Genomic DNA, 20,215 nt, shown 5'->3' with positions numbered 1-20,215 from the left:
GGTCGGCGCGGGCGGTGGTGCGGGGGTTGCACTACCGGCTGGATGTCAACACGCTGCACCGGGACGAGACGGCGGATCAGTTGCGGTTGAACGAGATCGGTCGGGTGCGGCTACGCACCACGGTTCCTCTCCTCGCGGACGAGTACCGGCGGAACCGGACCACGGGTGGGTTCATCGTGATCGACGAGGCGACCAACCGTACCGTCGGCGCCGGCATGATCGTCGAAGCCTCCTGACCAGTTAGGAAGGGCCCCTTCCTGCCGCATTCGGTAGCGGAAGGGGCCCTTTTCGACACCTGGTCCTAGCCGAGGATGTGCGCCCGGTAGAACGCCCACGCATCGCCGACCATGTCGTGCAGGGTGGGCTTGGCCGGGACCCAGCCCAACTCGTCCCGGGCGAGCTGCGAGGAGGCGACCAGCTCGGCCGGGTCCCCCTCGCGCCGGGGAGCGACCTCGACCGGCACCGGGTGACCGGTGACCTCGCGGACCACGTCGACCACCTGACGGTTGGTGAAACCGTTGCCGTTGCCCAGGTTGTAGATCCGGTGCTGGCCCGGCGTGGCCACGCCCAGCGCCAGCAGGTGCGCCCGGGCCAGGTCCTCGACGTGGATGTAGTCCCGGACGCAGGTACCGTCGACCGTCGGGTAGTCGTCGCCGAAGAGCTGGAGCTTCTCCCGACGCCCGGCGGCCACGTCGAGGGCGATCGGGATGAGGTGGCTCTCCGGGTCGTGCCGCTCGCCGAGCGCGGTCTCCCCGGTGAGGTACGCCCCGGCCACGTTGAAGTAGCGCAGCGACACGGCGGCCAGGTTGTGTGCGATCGCCTCCGAGGTGAGCGCCATGTCCACGGCCAGCTTGGTGGCGCCGTACGTGCTGGTGGGGGCCTTCACGGCGGTCTCCGGGATGGGCAGCTCCACCGGGTTGCCGTAGACCGCAGCGGTGGAGGAGAAGACCAGGCGGGGTACCCCGGCCGCCCTGACCGCGTCGAGCAGGGCCAGCGAGCCGATGGTGTTGACGTCCCAGTACCGCTCCGGGTGGACCATCGACTCACCGGCGGCGATCAGCGCGGCGAAGTGCAGTACCCCGTCGAAGCCGGCCTCCCGGGTGAGCACGGTGGCGGCGTCGTGGATCCGGGCCTGGACGAAGGTCGCCTCCGGTGCGAGTGCCTCGGCGTGACCGGTGCGCAGGTCATCCAGGACGACGACCTGGTGTCCGGCGTCGAGCAGCATCCGGGTGACGACGCTGCCGATGTACCCGGCGCCGCCGGTGACGAGCAGTTTCACGTGGGGTCCTCTCTGCCTCGCCGCTTCCTGCCGGATCGCGGCGTCTCCCGTGGCCACCCTACGACCAGCCGGCGGACCGGGGCGTCGTCCCGGCGGTCCCGCCCGCCCGGCGGGATGACGCGATTCCGCCGCATCGGAGGCGGTCGTTGTCTACCATCTGTGGACATGCGGGAATCGGCAGGTCCCGGTGCGCGGCGACGGTCGTCGGCGCGTACCCGCCGGTCACCCGGCCCGTTGGCGAGGGGCGCGGCCCGGGTGGTGGTACGCGCCGCCGACGCGGCGACCCGGCTGGTGACCGCCCTGCTCGGGGCGAGCCCGACCGCCGGACGGGAGTTGATCAGCGAGGCGGAACTACGCGAGCTGGTCGCCGCGAACACCCGGCTCGACCCGGTGGAACGGCGGATCATCGGCGAGGTGCTGGTGGCCGGGGCGAGCCTGGTCCGGGAGGTGATGATGCCCCGTACCGAGGTGGTCTTCCTCTCCGCCCGGCTCAGCCTCACCGAGGCGGCGCAACTCGTCCGGGCCGAGACGCACACCCGGTACCCGGTCATCGACGGTACCCACGACGACGTGGTGGGCTTCGTGCACCTGCGGGACGTGCTGCTCCGCCCGGCCGGGGACCGGCGGACCACGGTCGGCGAGCTGACCCGGGAGGTCAAGCGGATACCCGGCAGCAAGCGGGTACTGGCCGCGCTGAGCGAGATGCGCCGGGAACGGCAGCACCTCGCGGTGGTGGTCGACGAGTACGGCGGCACGGCCGGGATCGTCACCCTGGAGGATCTGATCGAGGAGCTGATCGGGGAGATCCACGACGAGTACGACGCGGCGCCCGACCCGGTGCTGGTCGGCCTGCCGGCGGTGGTGGACGGGCGGTTGAACCTGGCCGACTTCGCCGAGCGCACCGGGGTGCTGCTACCGGCCGGCCCGTACGAGACGGTGGGCGGGTTCGTGATGGCGGCCCTGGGCCGGTTGCCGGTGGCCGGCGACGAGGTCACCTTCGTCGGGGAGCCGGCCGTCGATCCGGGACCGGACCCGGCCGAGGTCGCGGAGAGCTGCGTGCTGCGGGTACTCGCCCTCGACGGCCGACGGGTCGCCCGGGTCGCGGTCTCCTCCGGTCGGCTGCCCGAGCAGCGCCGGGCGTTGCCGCCCGGGGAACCGGCCCGCGAACGGTCGAACGGGTGACCTGACCGCCGGGCACAGGACGCGACCGGTCGAAGGGGTGACCCGACCGGTCGGGCGGGGAGCGGCGGGACAGCCGTGATGGCAAAGGTCGGGACCACCCCGGGGCCGTCATGACGAACCGCAGGCGTTGCTGACAGAATGCCGGCATGTCCGACGTTCCTGCCCGCCCCCGTGTCCTCTCCGGCATCCAGCCGACGGGTGACTCGTTCCATCTCGGCAACTACCTCGGCGCGGTACGCCACTGGGTGGCGTTGCAGGACACCCACGACGCCTTCTACTGCGTGGTCGACCTGCACGCGATCACCGCCGGGCACGAGCCGGAGGTGCTGCGTCGGCGTACCCGGGTGGCCGCCGCCCAGCTGCTCGCGGTCGGCCTGGACCCGAAGCGGTGCACGCTCTTCGTCCAGTCGCACGTCCCGGAGCACGCCCAGCTCGCCTGGGTGCTGAGCTGCATCACCGGCTTCGGTGAGGCGAGCCGGATGGTGCAGTTCAAGGACAAGTCGACCAAGCAGGGCACCGAGCGGGCCAGCGTCGGCCTCTTCACGTACCCGATCCTCCAGGCCGCCGACATCCTGCTCTACCAGGCGCAGGCGGTACCGGTGGGCGAGGACCAGCGGCAGCACCTGGAACTGACCCGGGATCTGGCGCAGCGGTTCAACACCTCGTTCGGCCCGGCGTTCACCGTCCCGGCGCCGTACATCGTCAAGGACACCGCAAAGATCGTCGACCTCCAGGACCCGACGTCGAAGATGTCGAAGTCGGCCTCCACCCCGGCCGGGCTGATCGAGCTGCTGGAGGACCCGGCCCGGTCCGCCAAGAAGATCAAGTCGGCGGTGACCGACACCGGCCGGGAGATCGTCTTCGACGCGGTGACCAAGCCGGGCATCTCCAACCTGCTCACCATCTACTCGGCGTTGACCGGGAAGAGCATCGACGACCTGGTGGCCGAGTTCGCCGGCCGGGGTTACGGCGACCTGAAGAAGGCCCTGGCCGAGGTGGTGGTCGACTTCGTCCGGCCGATCCAGGAACGCACCCGGACGTACCTCGACGACCCGGCCGAACTGGACCGGCTGCTGGCGACCGGTGCGGAGAAGGCCCGCGCCGTGGCGGCGGAGACCCTCCGGACCGCGTACCAGCGGGTCGGCTTCCTCGCGCCAGCGGGGAACGGCCAGCCCGGTCTCGCGCCAGCGGGGAACGGTCAGCCCGGCCTGGCGCCGGCGGAGAACGGTTGATCGGGTCTTCGGCCGGGAGGTGGCGCGGGTGGTGCGCAGCGCAGAGCCGGAGCATGCCGGCGTCGCGATGACCCAGATCGGGGTCGCGGTGGACATCCCCGAGCCGTGGGGTCCCTTCCTCACCCGGTGCCGGGCCGACGCGGGTGATCCGCTGGCTGCGGACATTCCGGCCCACGTGACCCTGCTCGGTCCGACCGAGCTGCCGGTGGCCAGCCTGCCGGCGGTGGAGGAGCATCTGGCGACCGTCGCGGCGGCCCACCCGCCGTACACCCTGCACCTGCGGGGGACCGGGACGTTCCGACCGGTCACCCAGGTCGTCTTCGTCGCGGTGGCGGCCGGCATCAGCGAGTGCGAGCTGCTCGCGGCGGCCATCAGCTCCGCCCCGGAGCTGCAACGGGAGGCCCGTTTCCCGTACCACCCGCACGTCACGGTGGCGCAGGACGTCCCGGCGGAGGCGCTGGACAAGGTGTACGAGGACCTGGCCGACTTCTCCGCCCTGTTCGAAGTCGACTGTTTCACCCTCTTCTCACACAGCGGCCAGGCCCGCTGGCAGCCCCGCCGGGATTTCCGGCTGGGCGGCTGAGCCGGCCACGGAGTCGACGATGATGACCGCGTGAACCTTTTCGGGGCGATCGAGGCCGGGATCGACCGGCGGGTCAGCCGGGCCCGCCGCCGGTCCACTGTCTTCGATCACTTCTGGCGGGCACTCACCCACTACAACGACCTGCTCGCCGGGCGGCTCGCGGCGGCCATCGCCTACTACGGATTCTTCGCCGTCTTCGCGCTCGCCCTGGTCGGGTACTGGGTCTTCGGCGCCGTACTGGAGAACAGCGACGAGGTGAGCGTCGCTGCGGCGGACTTCCTGCGGGAGAACCTGCCGTTCATCGACCCTGCCCAGATCCAGGAGAGCAGCGGTACCGTCGGGGTGGTCGGTCTGGTCATCCTGGTGTTCACCGGGGTCGGCTGGGTGGAGGCGATCCGTTCCTCGCAGCGGCTCATCTACGGTCTCCGGCAGCAGCCGGGCAACCTGGTGATCCGCTGGCTGGTCGACCTGGGGGTCCTGCTCGGCGTCTTCGTGCTGCTGGGCGTCTCGGTGGCGGCGGTGGACACCCTGGAGTCGTTCCTCCGCTGGCTGCTGCGCAGTACCGGATCCATCGGACTGACCACGGTCAGCGCGGTGCTGAGCGTACTGGTCAACCTGGTGCTGGCCTCGGCCCTGCTGCTGGCGGTACCCCGGCTGCGGATCAGCCGGCGCCGGTTGCGGCCGGCGGTGCTGCTGGTGGCGGTGGGGATCACCCTGCTCAACACGGTCGGCCGGTACTACGTGGTCCGCACCGAGCGGAACCCGGCGTACACGGTGGTCGCCGGTGCGGTCGGACTGCTGCTCTACCTGTACCTGCTCAACCAGTTGGTGCTCTTCGGGGCGGCACTCGCCGCGACCAGCCGGTACGGCCGGGTGGTCGATCTCGCCTCGGGCGGCCCGCCGCCGGCCCTCGCCGGGCAGGGCACTCCGCCGGCCGTCCCGCTGCCGGCTACGGAGGGCCCGTCGGCTACGGAGGGCCCGTCGGCTACGGACGGTCCGGCCGTCCCGCCGGAGGAGCCCGCCGGCCCGGACCGGCCGGAGAGGAGCTGATCCGTGGACGTCAGCGTGTCGGTGGACTCACCGGTCCCGCCGTACGAGCAGGTACGTGGTCAACTCGCCGCGATGATCGGTGACGGCCGGTTGCCGGTCGGTACCCGGTTGCCCACCGTCCGGCAGCTCGCCGGCCAGTTGGAGCTGGCGGTGAACACCGTGGCCCGGGCGTACCGCGAGTTGGAGGCGGCGGGCCTGGTGCAGACCCGGGGTCGGCACGGCACGGTTGTCGCACCCGGACGTGATGATGCCGTCGACCGGCTCCAGCGTGCGGCGGTCGGGTACGCCGCCGAGGCGACCCGGCTCGGCGTGCCGGCGGAGACCGCGCTCGCGCTGGTCCGGGCGGCCCTCGACGGCTAGCGCGCACGACCGACCGACGGACGAACGGAGCACCGACGTGACCGAACCGAAGCCGTACCGGGTGGAGGTCGGCATCGACGCCCCACCCGAGAGTGTCTGGCGGGCGTTGACCGAGCCGGACCAGCTACGTGATTGGTTCGGCTGGGACCACGACGGGATCGAGGCGGAGATCCGGTACATCTTCGCCGACCATGCCGAGCTGTTCCCGCCGGACCGGATCGCCCTGGAGGACGGACAGGAGATCCAGGTCGTCGCGGCGGACGACGGCGGGACGGTGGTGCGGGCCCTGCAACCGGGTGCCCTCGACGACCCCCGCTGGGCCGACGTGTACGACGCGATGGAGGAGGGCTGGCGGAGCTTCTTCGCGCAGCTGCGGTACCTCCTGGAGGACCGGCCGCACGGCCGGCGACGGACCCTCCACCTGACCGGTACGGTGACCGGCCCGGAGCTGGTCGGCCTGGTCACGTCGACCGGGGTGCGGGAGCACCGGTACACCGGCCGGTACCAGGTGGTGGTCGTGGATCCGCAGGGCCGGCTGGTGGTGGCTGCGGCCGAGCGGCCGCTGGATGCCGGGGAGGTGTCGGCTGCGAGTGTCACCGTCAGCGGGTACGGCCTGGACGACGGGACCTTCGCCGAGTTGCGGGCCGAGTGGCTGGCCCGGTGGCAGGTGGTGGCCGCCGACACCGAGGCGACCCCTTAATCCGCTATTCGGGCAAAACGGGTCGAATGCGGGTGTCCGGGGGTGATGATGGGCCGGTGGGCGCACTGGTGACACTGGACCTTCCCGACGACTCGTCGGTGCTCGGCCTGCCCTGGATCATCACGTTCGGCCCGCTCGGGGACGAGGACGAGTGGGAGCCGGTGGTCTGCGGGCCGTACGAGCGGGGGCATGCCCTGGCCCTGGCCGAGGCGGTGGTGGCCGACGAGGAACTGATGGCGGTGGTCGAGCCGCTGCTGCCCGCCGCATCTGTCGACGCGGTCCGGGCGGAGATCGCCAACGCCCGGCGGCTGGCGACGGAGGAGACCGACGAGGTCGAGGCCGCCGATCTCTACGGCGACTACACCGACGTGCTGGCGGAGCAGGAACCCACCGAGGAGGAGCGGCACGCACGGCCGCTCGTCGTGCCCAGCGAGGCGGAACTGCGCGCCGGCTTCAACCGGATCGCGGAGATGCTCACCGGCAAGGAGACCCCACGGTCGTCACCCGCTCCGCTGGAAACCCCGGACTGACCGGCCGCAGCGCGCCGGTCGGATCGACCTCGTGGTGCGGGCCCCGGGCCCCCGGACACGCCGGTGCCCCGGAAGTCTCTCCCGGGGCACCGGCACCACCTCACCCCCCACCACAAGGGGCCAGCTGCCCGGTCGCCCGGCGGCGCGGAGCACGACGGACGACCAGGTCGACATGGGGATTACCCCGCTACCGCCGTTCCAACCACGCGGCGGCGTCCACCGGGAGCACCACCACGCCGTCCCGCCCGGTCAGTTCGGCGCTGGCCACCAGCGCCCGGCCGTAGCCGCGCAGTTCGACCGGGGTACCGCTGATGTTGACCACGCAGACCAGCTCGGTCGAACCGTCGTTCGCCGCCCGGCTGAAGGCCAGCACCCCGGGTTCGGTCTCCAGCCAGGTCACGCCGTCGGCACCGTCGACGAGCGCGCGGTGGACCCGGCGGATCCGCAGCGCCGCCCGGTAGAGCTCCAACGTCGAGCCGGGCACGTCGTTCTGCGCGGCCACCGACAGCTCCCGCCAGGTCGCCGGGGCGGGCAACCAGCTCAGCTCGGAACCGTGCGGCCCGAAGCCGTACGGTGCCAGGTCGCCGTTCCACGGCAGGGGTACCCGGCAGCCGTCCCGGCTCTCCCCGGTGCGCAGGAACTGCGGGTCCTGGCGTACCTCGTCCGGCAGGTCCAGCACCTCCGGCAGGCCCAGCTCCTCGCCCTGGTAGAGGTAGGTGCAACCGGGCAGGGCGAGCATCAGCAGGGCCGCCGCGCGGGCGCGTCGCAGACCGACCTCACCGTCGCCGTACCGGGTGACGTGCCGCTGCTTGTCGTGGTTGGAGAGGACCCAGGTGGTCGGCGCCCCGACGATGGTCGCCTCGGCCAGCGCGGTGTCGATCACCTTGCGGAACGAGTCGGCGGACCAGGTGGCGTCGAGGAAGTCGAAGCTGAACGCCTGGTGCAGCTCGTCCGGGCCGATGTAGCGGGCCAGGCGCTGCGGGGTCTCCGCCCATGCCTCGGCGACGGCCATCCGACCGCCCGGGTAGCTGTCCAGGATCGGCCGCCAGGCGCGGTAGATGTCGTGGATCTCGTCCTGGTCGAAGTAGGGGAGCCGGCCCTTGCCGAGCAGTTCGACCTGGCGGCGACCGGTGGTCATGGTGCTGAAACCGACATCCGGCAGCCCGTCCTCCTTGATCATGCCGTGTGCGACATCGATCCGGAAGCCGTCCACCCCCCGGTCCAGCCAGAACCGCAGGATGTCCTCGAACTCGGCGCGTACCTCGGGGTTGCGCCAGTTCAGGTCGGGCTGCGCGGGGTCGAACAGGTGCAGGTACCACTGACCGTCCGGCACCCGGGTCCAGGCCGGCCCGCCGAAGATCGACTCCCAGTCGTTCGGCGGCAGTTCGCCGTGCTCGCCGCTGCCGTCACGGAACAGGTACCGCTCCCGCTCGGGTGAGCCCGGCGCGGCGGCCAGGGCGGCCGTGAACCACGGGTGGGCACTGGAGGTGTGGTTGGGCACGATGTCGACGATGATCCGCAGGCCGAGGGCGTGTGCGTCGGTGATCATCGCGTCGAAGTCGGCGAGCGTGCCGAACATCGGGTCGACATCGCGGTAGTCGGCGACGTCGTACCCGCCGTCGATCATCGGCGAGGTGTAGAAGGGGGTCAGCCAGAGCGCGTCCACCCCGAGGTCACGCAGGTACGGCAGGCGCTGCTGGATGCCCAGCAGGTCCCCGATGCCGTCGCCGTTGGAGTCGGCGAAGCTGCGGACGTAGACCTGGTAGACGACGGCGGACCGCCACCAGTCGGCATCGGAGGTGGTCGGCGGCGGCAGGGCGCTGGCGGTCATGGGTGCGTTCCCCGATCTGGTGGCGCGGGAGGTGGCGGGCGCGGAAACCCGCGCATGGCCGATCAGACGCGCGCGGGGCGTCAGACGAGAATGCCGCTCGATGACTGCAAGAGTCAAGCAGTTCTTGCGCAAGAAATGACAGCGGTCACCTCAGGGGCCCGCCCCGGGGCGACCGGTCAGGCCGGCACGGCCACCTCGGGCGGTGCCGGGCGCTGCCGGCCGGCCGGGGCGCCTCCGCCGAGCCGGGTGCGGCTCTCGGCCGGGGCGATCGCGGTGGACCCGCGTACCACCAGCTCGGGGCGGAAGGTGTACTCCGAGTGCGGGGCGGCGTGCCCGTGGATCTCGTCGACCAAGGCCCGCACGGCGGCCACCGACATCGCGGAGACCGGCTGGCGCATCGTGGTCAGCGGCGGGTCGGTGAAGGCCATCAGCGGCGAGTCGTCGTACCCGACCACGGAGAGGTCGTGCGGCACCGAGAGGCCGCGCTGCCGGGCCGCCCGGATCGCGCCCAGCGCCATCAGGTCCGAGCCGCAGACCATCCCGGTCACCCCCCGGTCGATCAGGCGTGCGGCGGCGGCCTCGCCGCCCTCCACGCCGAAGAGCGAGAGCTCGGCGAGGTTCTCCAGCTCGCTGTCGGGCAGTTCGGTCAGGCGCCGCATGGCCGCCCGGTACCCGGCCACCTTGCGTTGCACCGGCACGAAGCGGTCGGGGCCGGTGATCAGGCCGATCCGCCGGTGGCCGAGGGCCACCAGGTGGGCCACGCCCAGCTCGACGGCCTCCCGGTCGTCGCAGGAGACGAAGGGTGCGGGGATGCCGGGGGCGTATCCGTTGATCATCACGATCGGCAGCGGCCGGGCGATCAGCGCCCGGTACCGCTCGTGGTTGGCGGAGGTGTCCGCGTGCAGCCCGGAGACGAAGACGATGCCGGAGACCTGCCGGTCGAGCAGCATCTCGACGTACTCGTCCTCGGTCACCCCACCCGGGCTCTGGGTGCACAGCACCGGGGTGAACCCGCTCTGCGCCAGGGTCGACTCGATGACCTGGGCGAAGGCCGGGAAGATCGGATTCTCCAGCTCGGGCACCACGAGCCCGACCAGGCCGGCACTCCGCTTGCGGAGCCGGGCCGGGCGCTCGTAGCCGAGCACGTCGAGGGCGGTGAGGACGGCCTGCCGGGTCTCCGGCGCGACCCCGGGGCGGTCGTTGAGCACCCGCGACACCGTGGCCTCGCTGACTTCGGCCTGTTGGGCGATGTCGGACAGTCGAGCGCGCATGGCGGAACTCTAACGCAAAAGCAACTTCTTGCGCGACGGGCCGCAAGAACTTGCAGCTTCGACCATGGTCAACCTCTGGTCGGTCGTTTTAGGTGTTTCATCCCCTCGATCGATGGGGTCATGCGCTCACTGCTCGTGTTCGTCCAGGTGGCAGCGGGTGCTTTCGGCTGGTCTGGCTGCGACCTCGGCCACTCGGTCGGTGCCTGAAAAGTACAGAAGATCCGATACGGATGCCTGCCAGATGACGATTGGAGCTCGGATGTTGCAAGCTGGTTCGCAAGGGGTTTCTTGTTCGGAAACTTCTTGCTACTGTCCCGCCGATACCCGGCAGGCAATTAGGAGCGCACATGCGTCGCATAGCCAAGGGGATCGTCGTTCTCGCGTCTACGACCCTCGCTCTCACGCTCGCCGCCTGCGGCGGCGAGGAGAAGGCGGCGGACGAGAAGCCGAAGACCGATCCCGCATCTCTCAAGGCGGAACTGACCTGGTGGGACACCTCGGACCCGAAGAACGAGGGTCCGGCGTTCCAGGAGCTGATCGCGAAGTTCAACCAGACCTACCCGAACGTGAAGATCAACTACCAGTCGGTCCCGTTCGGTGAGGCCCAGAACAAGTTCAAGACCGCCGCGCAGGCCAAGACGGGCGCGCCGGACATCCTGCGGGCCGAGGTGGCCTGGGTGCCCGAGTTCGCGTCGCTGGGTCACCTCTACGCGCTGGACGGCTCCGAGCTGCTGGCCGACGAGTCCGACTTCCTGTCGACGCCGCTGTCGTCCAACAAGTTCGACGGCAAGACCTACGGTGTCCCGCAGGTGACCGACTCCCTGGCGCTCATGTACAACAAGGAGCTGTTCACCAAGGCCGGTATCGCCGAGGCCCCGAAGACCTGGGCCGAGCTGAAGACCACCGCGCAGACCATCAAGCAGAAGACCGGCGTCGACGGCCTCTTCGTCAACCCGGCCGGCTACTTCATGCTCCCGTTCCTCTACGGCGAGGGTGGCGACCTGGTCGACACCCAGGCCAAGAAGATCGTGGTCAACTCGGAGAAGAACGTCGCCGGCCTGAACGTGGCCAAGGACCTGATCGCCTCCGGCGCCGCCGCCAAGCCCCCGGCGAACGACTCCTACGGCACCATGATGACCCTCTTCAAGGAGAAGAAGGTTGCCATGATCATCAACGGCCCGTGGGAGGTCAGCAACGTCAAGAACGCGCCGGCCTTCGGCGGCCTGGAGAACCTGGGTGTCGCCCCCGTCCCGGCCGGCTCGGCCCGCGCCGGCGCCCCGGTCGGCGGTCACAACTACGTGATCTGGTCCGGCATGCCGCAGGAGAAGGTCGACGCCGCGGTCGCGTTCGTCAAGTTCATGAGCTCCGCCGAGTCGCAGGCGTTCCTGGCCGAGAAGCTGGGGCTGCTGCCGACCCGCAAGTCCGCGTACGACGTCGCGTCGGTCAAGAGCAACCCGACGATCTCGGCCTTCAAGCCGGTCGTCGAGGCGGCCGTCGAGCGCCCGTGGATCCCCGAGGCCGGTCAGTTCTTCGGTCCGCTGGACCAGATGGCCACCGAGGTGCTGATCCAGGGCAAGGACCCGAAGGCGTCCCTGGACGCCGTCGCCAACAAGTACAAGTCCGAGGTCGTTACCGGGTACGGACTCTGATCTGACCGACCGTTGGCGCTGGCAGCGGCCGGCGACCACTCGGCAACCCGGCAGGGTCGTGCGACCACCTTCGTGCGGCCCTGCCGGGGTCTCCTCCCCTTTGTTGGAGCGCAGCTGAGATGACAACTGTGACAGCCGATCCGGCGCCCGCCCCCGCGCCGGCTGGCCGCCGCCCGAAACAGCCGTCCCGCCTGCGGCGGAGCTGGGACAAGCACTGGTACGCCTGGGCGATGGTGATCCCCGTCGTGGTGGTCCTGGCGGTACTGATCTTCTATCCGCTCGTCCGGGGTATCTACCTCTCCTTCACCAACCTCACCGAGGCCAACCAGGCCGCCGAGATCTGCACCAGGTCGATCACCGGTTCCGAGGTCTGCAAGCCCAACCCGAACCGCTGGGAGTTCGTCGGCCTGGACAACTACGTCCGGGTGCTCAGTGGTGAGGTGGGCGAGTTCTGGCAGTGGACCGCCGTCACCCTGATCTGGACCGTGGCCTGCGTCGTGTTCCACTACGGGCTCGGCCTCGGCCTCGCCGTGATGCTCAACCGGCCGATGTGGGGCCGTACCCTCTACCGGATCCTGCTGGTCCTGCCCTGGGCCGTCCCGGCCTTCGTCAGCGCGTTCGCCTGGAAGTTCATCTTCAACGAGCGGTTCGGCCTGGCCAACTCGCTGCTCACCGCGGTCGGCATCGACCCGGTCGACTGGTTCGGCGACTGGCGGACCTCGCTGCTCACCGCGATCGTCACCAACATCTGGCTCGGCGTGCCGTTCATGATGGTGGCGCTGCTCGGCGGCATGCAGACCATCCCGGCGGAGCTCTACGAGGCGGCCGAGATCGACGGCGCGACCCCGTGGCAGCGCTTCAAGAACATCACCCTGCCCGGCCTGCGGCCGGTCAGCATGACGGTGATCCTGCTCGGCACCATCTGGACCTTCAACATGTTCCCGATCATCTTCCTGGTGACCGAGGGACAGCCGGCCGGGGAGAGCGAGATCCTGGTGACCGGCGCGTACCGGGCCGCGTTCGAGGGGATCCGCAACTACTCCCTCTCCTCCACGTACGGCGTGCTGATCCTGTCGATCCTGCTCGTCTTCTCGGTCTTCTACCGCCGGATGCTCCGCAAGCAAGGCGAGGTGTGGTGACATGACCCAGATTGCCGGTACCGGCACACTGCCGGCTGCTGCCGTACCCCGGGGTGCCCGGCACTCCCGCCCCCGGGACTCCCGCAGCAGCCGCAGCCCGGCCAAGTCCATCCTGCTGCACGGCACCCTGATCGTCGCCTCGCTGATCGCGATCGGGCCGATCGTCTGGGTGCTGCTCTCCTCGCTCAAGCCCGGGTACGCCATCCAGAGCAGCGACCTGACGCTGGTCAAGGACCCGACCCTGGCCAACTACCGCTACGTGCTGGGGGAGACCAGTTTCCTGCGGTGGTTCGGCAACTCGGTGGTCGTCGCGGCGTTCACCATGGCGGTCGGCATCTTCTTCTCCGCCACCACCGGCTACGCGCTGTCCCGGTTCAACTTCCCGGGGCGCCGGCCGCTGATGATGGTCTTCCTGGTGACCCAGATGTTCCCGGTGGCGATCCTGATCGTGCCGATCTACACGATCATGGCGAACCTCGGCCTGATCAACACCCTGCCCTCGTTGATCATCGCCAACCTGACCATCGCGGTGCCGTTCTGCGCCTGGATGCTCAAGGGGTACTTCGACTCGATCCCCACCTCGCTGGACGAGGCGGCGTCGATCGACGGCTGCGGGCCGTTCGCCACCTTCTGGCGGGTGGTGCTGCCGCTGGCCCGACCGGCCATCGCGGTGACCGCCTTCTACTCCTTCCTCACCGCCTGGGGCGAGGTGGCGTACGCGTCCGCCTTCATCCAGGAGGACCGGAAGTTCACCCTGGCGTACGGCCTCCAGCAGTTCGTGCCGCAGTTCAACCCGCAGTGGGAGTACCTCACGGCGGCGGCGGTCCTGGTCACCGTCCCGGCCGGCATCGTCTTCTTCTTCGCCCAGCGGCACCTGGTGTCCGGCCTGACCGCCGGCGGCACCAAGGGCTAGGCGTGAGCAGTTAGGAAGGGCCCCTTGTTATCGGATTCGGTAGAGGAAGGGGCCCTTCCTAACATCTGGGCTGATGGGGCAGGATGGGCCGCGTGGAAGCTCTGCGGCTCGTGCTGCTCTACCTGCATCTGATCGGTTTCGCGCTGCTCCTCGGTGGAGGGCTCGCGCAGTACGTCACCGGTCGGCTCCGGATCAACGCCCCGATGCTGTGGGGTGCGGTCATCCAGGTCGTCACCGGCATCGGCCTCGCCGCCCCGCTGCGGGACGGCAACGAACCGGCCCCGGCGAAACTTGTTACCAAGCTGGTGCTGGCCCTGGCGATCTTCGCAATGGTGTTCTTCTCCCGTAAACGGGACGCGGTCAACCGTGGCCACTTCCTGGCGGTCATCGGTCTGACCCTCGTCACGGCGGCGGTCGCGGTCTTCTGGCGGTAACGTCCCGGTTACCGGGGCAACGTTGCCTGCAATGCTCTGACCAGGGCAGACGCGATGGAAAACCGACACGCTGGGACGATGTACCACCGCACAAAGTGACGTTCCCCACGGCATGGTTACGCCGGGGTAACAGGCATCCAACAGTCAGGCACGATTGTCGGCCGGTGGGCGGGCGCGGGCGTACGCTCTGCGTCCGTAACGTGGGACAGCCGGCGGCGACGGGCAGGCCGGCTTAGGGCTGCCACCGCGACATCCACGCGGTGTGCAATGGGAAGGAGACCGTCTTGCGCGCTTCGCGTGGGATGCGGATCGTTTCGGTGTTCGCGGTTGGCGGGCTCGCGCTGAGCGCTGCCGCCTGCGGCGAGGCGCCGAAGGACGACCAGGGCGCCGGTGACGGTGGCAAGAAGTACAGCGCCTGCATGGTGACCGACGTCGGCGGCATCGACGACAAGTCGTTCAACGCCTCGGCGTGGAAGGGCCTCCAGGCCGCCAAGGCCGAGAACAGCAACATCGACATCAAGTACGTGGCGTCCAAGGCCGAGGCCGACTACGAGCCGAACCTGACCCAGTACGTCAACCAGAAGTGCGACTTCATCCTGGCCGTCGGTGGCCTGATGGGCAACGCCACCTCGAAGATCGCCAAGGCGAACCCGAACCAGCAGTTCGGCATCGTCGACGCGAAGGTCCCGGAGACCAACGTCTACCCGATGCAGTTCGACACCGCGCAGGCCGGCTTCCTCGCCGGTTACCTCGCGGCCGGGCTGAGCAAGACCGGCAAGGTGGGCACCTACGGCGGCATGAAGATCCCGCCGGTGACCATCTTCATGGACGGCTACGCCGACGGTGTCGCCTACTACAACCAGGCCAAGGGCAAGACCGTCCAGGTGCTCGGCTGGGACAAGGCCAAGCAGGACGGTTCGTTCACCAACGACTTCGGCAAGCAGGACGAAGGCAAGAAGGTGGGCGACACCCTGGTCGCGCAGGGCGCCGACATCATCATGCCGGTCGCCGGTGGCGCCGGCCTCGGCACCACCGCCGCCGCCCAGGCCTCCGGTGGCAAGTACAACACCATCTGGGTGGACGTCGACGGCTGCGAGAGCACCCAGAACTGCCCGGCGATCATCACCACCGTGGTCAAGAACATCCCGGACGCGGTGAAGGAGGCCGTGGTCAAGGCCGCCGGTGGCACCAAGCTGGAGCCGACCCCGGGCTTCCTGGGCACGCTGGCCAACAACGGTGTCTCGCTGGCCCCGTACCACGAGTTCGACAGCAAGATCCCGGCCGAGCTGAAGGCCGAGGTCGACAAGCTGAAGGCCGACATCGCGGCCGGCACCGTCAAGGTCACCTCGGCCGCCCAGCCGAAGTGACACCCCGCCGGTCACCCCGGTGAAACGATCACAGGGTGACCGGCGGTACGCGGTACGTCACATGTCCGGCCGCTCCGACCGCGCGGGGTACCACCCGCGTCACCGGAGCGGCCGGTCGTTCTCTACCGGTACCGGCCGACACCTCGGGCGGTACCGCACGGCAGGTCCACGAGATCGACGTGCCCAGCCCAGATCCACGGCCACCGGGCCGCCGGCAGCAGCTACGCTGCACCATCGCTCGCACTCCAGGAGGTTGCGCTGAGACTCGAACTGCGCGGCATCACCAAACGGTTCGGTGATCTGGTCGCCAACGACCACATCGACCTGACGGTGGAGCCTGGAGAGATCCACGCCCTGCTCGGCGAGAACGGTGCCGGCAAGTCGACCCTGATGAACGTCCTCTACGGGCTGTACCAGCCGGACGAGGGCGAGATCCTGGTCGACGGTACGCCGCTGAAGCTGAAGGGCCCGTCGGACGCGATCGCCGCCGGCATCGGCATGGTGCACCAGCACTTCATGCTGGTCCCGGTCTTCACGGTCGCGGAGAACGTGATGCTCGGGGCCGAGCAGACCCGGGGCGGGATCGGCGGGTTCCTCGACCGGCGCCGGGCCCGCCGCGAGGTGGCCGAGGTCTCCGAGCGGTACAACCTCCGGGTCGACCCGGACGCGGTGATCGAGGACCTGCCGGTCGGCATCCAGCAGCGGGTGGAGATCGTCAAGGCGCTCACCCGCGAGGTCGACCTGCTGATCCTGGACGAGCCGACCGCCGTGCTCACCCCGCAGGAGACCGAGGAACTGCTCGCCGTGATGCGGTCGCTCAAGGCGGCCGGCAAGTCGATCGTCTTCATCACCCACAAGCTGGGCGAGGTCAAGGCGATCGCGGACCGGATCACCGTGATCCGGCGCGGGAAGACGGTCGGTACCGCCTCCCCGGAGGCGAGCCGGGACGAACTGGCCGCACTGATGGTCGGCCGGAGCGTACGGCTCACCGTGGACAAGGCCCCGGCCCAGCCGAAGGAGCCGGTCCTGGAGGTCACCGGCCTGGTCGTGGACGACGACCGGCAGTGCCGCGCGGTGGACGGCGTCGACCTGACCGTGCACGCGGGGGAGGTCCTCGGCGTCGCGGGCGTGCAGGGCAACGGCCAGACCGAACTGATCGAGGCGATCATGGGGCTGCGGCCGGTACTCGCCGGCTCGGTGTCCCTGGCCGGGCAGGGTATCCACGGGTGGTCGACCAAGAAGGTGCTGCGCGCCGGGGTCGGTTACGTCCCCGAGGACCGCAGCGTCGACGGGCTGGTCAAGGAGTTCTCCGTCGCGGAGAACCTGGTCCTCGACATCTACGACCGGCCGCCGTTCGGCTCCGGACTGGCGCTGAAGCCGGACGCCATCGCGAAGTCGGCCCGGGAGCGGATCGAGCAGTTCGACGTGCGTACCCCGTCCGCCGACGCGGCGGTCGGCACGCTCTCCGGCGGCAACCAGCAGAAGGTGATCGTGGCCCGGGAGCTGTCCCGGCCGCTGAAGCTCTTCATCGCCGCCCAGCCGACCCGGGGTGTCGACGTCGGCTCGATCGAGTTCATCCACAGCCGGGTGATCCGGGAACGGGACATCGGTACCGCCGTCCTGGTGGTCTCCAGCGAACTCGACGAGGTGATCGGCCTGGCCGACCGGATCGCGGTGATGTACCGCGGCCGGATCATCGGCGTCGTCGGACCGGACACCCCGCGTGAGGAGATCGGCCTGCTGATGGCCGGCATCACCCCGGACGCCGCGACCCCGGAGAACGCCGCGACCCCGACCGCCGCGACCCCGGACGCCCCGACCGCCGCGACCACCGGTGACACCACCGACGGGACCACCGGTCCGGTCGGTGACCCGGACGGTACGACGGCGGGCCCGGCCACCGAAGGCCCCGTCAACGAGGACAAGGCATGACCATCCCCAACCCCGGCGCGGGTTCGCCGGACAAGGAACCGGCGAGCGAGGCGCAGGCGGCGCAGGACGCGCTGGACAACGCCGAACGGGCGGAGACCGCGACCGCTACCGGGGCCGAGACGGCGACCGCCACCCCGGCCGCCGGCAAGCCGGTCGGGAAGCCGGCACCCGGCAAGCCGACCGAACCGGAGGCCCGGCCCTCCCTCGGGCAGCTCTTCCTGGCCAACCTCTGGGCGGCCAACACGGTGACCGTCACGGTGCTCGCCCTGGTCCTCGCGATCGTGGTCGGTGCGGTACTGATGATCATCTCGGACCCCGAGGTGCTGGCCACCTACAGCTACATCACCGCCCGCCCGGCGGACGCGCTGAACGCGAGCTGGACCCTGGTCAGTGAGGGGTACGCCAACCTCTTCAAGGGTTCGGTCTTCGACCCGGAGGCGTTCTCCGGCTGGCTGAACGGCAGCAACGGCTGGGAGCCGGTGCTCGCGCCGATCTCCGAGACGCTCACCTACACCGCGCCGCTGGTCTTCACCGGCCTCTCCGTGGCGCTGGCGTTCCGGGGCGGTCTGTTCAACATCGGCGCCCAGGGCCAGGCCACCATCGGCGTCATCCTCGCCGCGCTGGCCGGCTTCCTGCTGCCGCTCCCGCCGGTGCTGCACCTGATCGTCGCGGTGCTCGCCGGGGCGCTCGGTGGGGCGATCTGGGGCTTCATCCCGGGCATCCTGAAGGCCCGGGCCGGCGCCCACGAGGTGATCAACACGATCATGCTCAACTACATCGCGGTGTACTTCCTGTCCTGGCTGATCGTGCAGAAGGGCATCCAGGACCCGGGTCGTACCGACGCGATCAGCCGGTCGGTCGACGGCTCCGCGCAACTGCCCCGACTGCTCGGCGACAACCTGCGGGTACACGCCGGCATCCTGGTGGCCGTGCTGGCCACCTGGGCGGTCGCCTGGCTGCTCAACCGGTCCACGCTCGGCTTCGAGCTGCGCGCGGTCGGGGCCAACCCGGACGCCGCGCGGACCGCCGGCATCAGCGTCACCCGGACGTACGTCCTGATCATGGTCTTCGCCGGGATCCTGGCCGGCCTCGGCGGATCCAACATGGTGCTCGGTTCCACGGCCAGCGCACTGACCCCGCTGGTGGTCGCCCAGATCGGCTTCGACGGCATCCTGGTCGCGTTGCTCGGCCGGGTGAAGCCGTGGGGCGTGGCGCTCGCCGCGCTGCTGTTCGGCGCGTTGCAGGCCGGCGGCAACCGGATGCAGTCCTACTCCGGGATCTCGCTGGAGCTGGTCACCGTGCTCCAGGCGCTGATCGTCATCTTCATCGCCGCTCCCGCCCTGGTGAAGGCGATCTTCCAGCTCCGCGCGGCGCGGGCCGCCCGGTTGCACACGAGCCTGGCGAAGGGCTGGTGACACGGTGAGCGCGAGGAGTGAGCTGGCGAGCCCCGCAGTCGCGAACGGAGACATGAGCTGATGTCCACCATGGCTGTCCCGGACGTCGCCGTCGCACCGGTGGACGAGGGATTCTGGACCCGCAACCGCAAGATCGGCGCGGTGCTGCTCGCCCTGGGAGTGCTCGCGGCGGTGCTCTTCGGGGCGCTCGCCACCGACCAGCAGGCCCGCTTCACGCTCAGCGAGGACTCGGCCGGCGCGGCCCTGGCCGTCAACGGCACGTTCGGCGCGATCCTGTTCGGCGTGCTCGCGGCGGCGGCCGGCGCCGCCCTGCTCGCCGGGGTGCCGAAGCGCTGGTTCACCCTGCTGCTCGGGGTCGGCGTGGTCGGCTTCGTGCTGGCCTTCCTCTGCTGGCAGGTCTCCGCCGCCCCGACCGGGCAGAACTTCATGCCGATGGTCAACATCCTGCGGGGCACCTTCATCCTCGCCCTGCCGCTTATCTTCGGTGCCCTCGCCGGAGTGCTCTGCGAGCGCTCCGGCGTGGTCAACGTGGCCATCGAGGGGCAGCTCCTGATGGGGGCGTTCGCCGGTGCGCTCTTCGGCACGATGTCCGGCAGTGTCTGGGTCGGCCTGGTCGCCGCCGCGATCGGTGGCGCGTTCATCTCGCTGCTGCTGGCCGTCTTCGCCATCCACTACCTGGTGGACCAGGTGGTCATGGGCATCGTGCTCAACCTGCTCGCGGTCGGTCTGACCGGCTTCCTGTACGAGCGGCTGATGCAGACCGACACCGCGAAGTACAACCAGCCGCCCCGGTTCAGCAACTGGGAGATCCCGCTGCTGTCGGACATCCCGGTCATCGGGCCGGCCCTGTTCCGGGCCAACATCTTCCTCTACCTCGGGCTGATCCTGGTCCTGGTGATCCACATTGCGCTGTTCCGGACCCGGTGGGGGCTGCGTACCCGGGCCGTCGGCGAGCACCCGACGGCTGCGGACACGCTCGGCGTCAAGGTGCTCCGGCTGCGGTACTTCAACGTGCTGCTCGCCGGGCTGGTGGCCGGGGTCGGCGGCGCGTCCTACACGCTGGCGCTCTACACCTTCACCAAGAACATGATCGGCGGTAAGGGCTTCATCGCCCTGGCCGCGCTGATCTTCGGCCGGTGGAACCCGACCGGCGCCCTGCTCGCCGCGCTCTTCTTCGGGTTCGCCGACCAGCTCGGCACCTACCTCGGGGCGATCAACAGCGTCATCCCCAGCCAGTTCCTGGCGATGCTGCCGTACCTGGCCACCATCTTCGCGGTGGCCGGCCTGGTCGGTAAGGTCCGGGCACCGGCCGCCGACGGCAAGCCCTACATCAAGGGCTGAACAGGAG

General features: G+C 70.0%; 18 protein-coding genes and 1 pseudogene. 16 read left to right on the top strand and 3 right to left on the bottom strand.

The window, feature by feature from the left end:
* The coding region (locus GSF22_RS05925; RefSeq protein WP_439957749.1) for an elongation factor 1-alpha C-terminal domain-related protein at window positions 1-236 on the top strand (236 nt) is incomplete at its 5' end.
* Between the two features lie 65 nt (window positions 237-301).
* On the opposite strand, the gene galE is transcribed toward GSF22_RS05925, so the two are convergent.
* On the bottom strand, window positions 302-1,279 hold the full coding sequence (gene galE, locus GSF22_RS05920; RefSeq protein ID WP_208811722.1) for a UDP-glucose 4-epimerase GalE: 978 nt from the start codon (window positions 1,277-1,279) through the stop codon (window positions 302-304).
* 165 nt (window positions 1,280-1,444) lie between these two features.
* Here galE and GSF22_RS05915 point away from each other — a divergent pair, with 165 nt between their 5' ends.
* The 7 genes and pseudogenes from GSF22_RS05915 to GSF22_RS05885 all read left to right on the top strand — a co-directional run bounded on the left by GSF22_RS05915 (window position 1,445) and on the right by GSF22_RS05885 (window position 6,916).
* A complete protein-coding gene (locus GSF22_RS05915) occupies window positions 1,445-2,461 on the top strand; it encodes a hemolysin family protein (protein WP_208811721.1) in 1,017 nt (338 codons plus the stop codon).
* Between the two features lie 146 nt (window positions 2,462-2,607).
* Window positions 2,608-3,618: pseudogene (gene trpS / locus GSF22_RS05910) on the top strand (tryptophan--tRNA ligase); the annotation flags it as partial.
* Window positions 3,619-3,760: 142 nt separating this feature from the next.
* Window positions 3,761-4,276 (top strand): 2'-5' RNA ligase family protein, encoded by a 516-nt coding sequence (locus GSF22_RS05905; protein ID WP_208811727.1) that lies wholly within the window; start codon window positions 3,761-3,763, stop codon window positions 4,274-4,276.
* Window positions 4,277-4,306: 30 nt separating this feature from the next.
* A complete protein-coding gene (locus GSF22_RS05900; RefSeq protein WP_208811719.1) occupies window positions 4,307-5,326 on the top strand; it encodes a YhjD/YihY/BrkB family envelope integrity protein in 1,020 nt (339 codons plus the stop codon).
* A 3-nt stretch (window positions 5,327-5,329) separates the two neighbouring features.
* Complete coding sequence (locus GSF22_RS05895; RefSeq protein ID WP_208811718.1) at window positions 5,330-5,686, top strand: GntR family transcriptional regulator; 357 nt, start codon at window positions 5,330-5,332, stop codon at window positions 5,684-5,686.
* A gap of 37 nt (window positions 5,687-5,723) precedes the next feature.
* Window positions 5,724-6,386: an SRPBCC family protein gene (locus GSF22_RS05890; protein ID WP_208811717.1), complete on the top strand. Its 663-nt coding sequence runs from the start codon at window positions 5,724-5,726 to the stop codon at window positions 6,384-6,386.
* A gap of 56 nt (window positions 6,387-6,442) precedes the next feature.
* On the top strand, window positions 6,443-6,916 hold the full coding sequence (locus tag GSF22_RS05885) for a hypothetical protein (RefSeq protein ID WP_208811716.1): 474 nt from the start codon (window positions 6,443-6,445) through the stop codon (window positions 6,914-6,916).
* Window positions 6,917-7,103: 187 nt separating this feature from the next.
* Here the strand turns inward: GSF22_RS05885 and GSF22_RS05880 are convergent, their stop codons facing one another.
* Both GSF22_RS05880 and GSF22_RS05875 read right to left on the bottom strand, forming a co-directional pair.
* Window positions 7,104-8,747, bottom strand: coding sequence for a glycoside hydrolase family 13 protein (locus tag GSF22_RS05880; RefSeq protein ID WP_208811715.1), 1,644 nt, complete (start codon window positions 8,745-8,747; stop codon window positions 7,104-7,106).
* Window positions 8,748-8,923: 176 nt separating this feature from the next.
* The gene (locus GSF22_RS05875) at window positions 8,924-10,018 is read right to left on the bottom strand and encodes a LacI family DNA-binding transcriptional regulator (protein WP_208811714.1); all 1,095 of its coding nucleotides are present in this window, start codon (window positions 10,016-10,018) and stop codon (window positions 8,924-8,926) included.
* Between the two features lie 347 nt (window positions 10,019-10,365).
* Here GSF22_RS05875 and GSF22_RS05870 point away from each other — a divergent pair, with 347 nt between their 5' ends.
* The 8 genes from GSF22_RS05870 to GSF22_RS05835 all read left to right on the top strand — a co-directional run bounded on the left by GSF22_RS05870 (window position 10,366) and on the right by GSF22_RS05835 (window position 20,208).
* Window positions 10,366-11,667 carry an extracellular solute-binding protein gene (locus GSF22_RS05870; protein ID WP_208811713.1) on the top strand — a complete coding sequence of 434 codons (1,302 nt, stop codon included), beginning with the start codon at window positions 10,366-10,368 and terminating at the stop codon, window positions 11,665-11,667.
* Between the two features lie 119 nt (window positions 11,668-11,786).
* Window positions 11,787-12,806 (top strand): carbohydrate ABC transporter permease, encoded by a 1,020-nt coding sequence (locus GSF22_RS05865; protein WP_208811712.1) that lies wholly within the window; start codon window positions 11,787-11,789, stop codon window positions 12,804-12,806.
* 1 nt (window position 12,807) lies between these two features.
* A complete protein-coding gene (locus GSF22_RS05860) occupies window positions 12,808-13,719 on the top strand; it encodes a sugar ABC transporter permease (protein WP_208811711.1) in 912 nt (303 codons plus the stop codon).
* Between the two features lie 92 nt (window positions 13,720-13,811).
* Window positions 13,812-14,153, top strand: coding sequence for a hypothetical protein (locus GSF22_RS05855; protein WP_208811710.1), 342 nt, complete (start codon window positions 13,812-13,814; stop codon window positions 14,151-14,153).
* Window positions 14,154-14,455: 302 nt separating this feature from the next.
* Entirely contained in the window at window positions 14,456-15,520 is a 1,065-nt protein-coding gene (locus tag GSF22_RS05850) for a BMP family lipoprotein (RefSeq protein WP_208811726.1), read from the top strand.
* Between the two features lie 258 nt (window positions 15,521-15,778).
* Entirely contained in the window at window positions 15,779-17,452 is a 1,674-nt protein-coding gene (locus GSF22_RS05845; protein WP_244366348.1) for an ABC transporter ATP-binding protein, read from the top strand.
* Window positions 17,449-18,867 (top strand): ABC transporter permease, encoded by a 1,419-nt coding sequence (locus tag GSF22_RS05840; protein WP_208811709.1) that lies wholly within the window; start codon window positions 17,449-17,451, stop codon window positions 18,865-18,867. The genes GSF22_RS05845 and GSF22_RS05840 overlap by 4 nt, the downstream gene beginning before the upstream one ends.
* 60 nt (window positions 18,868-18,927) lie before the next feature.
* Entirely contained in the window at window positions 18,928-20,208 is a 1,281-nt protein-coding gene (locus tag GSF22_RS05835; RefSeq protein ID WP_208811708.1) for an ABC transporter permease, read from the top strand.
* Window positions 20,209-20,215 lie beyond the last annotated feature (7 nt).

The sequence above is a fragment of the Micromonospora echinofusca genome (assembly GCF_017614955.1).
Classification (GTDB): Bacteria; Actinomycetota; Actinomycetes; order Mycobacteriales; family Micromonosporaceae; genus Micromonospora; species Micromonospora echinofusca_A.
This window is presented reverse-complemented; position numbering and strand designations above follow the sequence as displayed.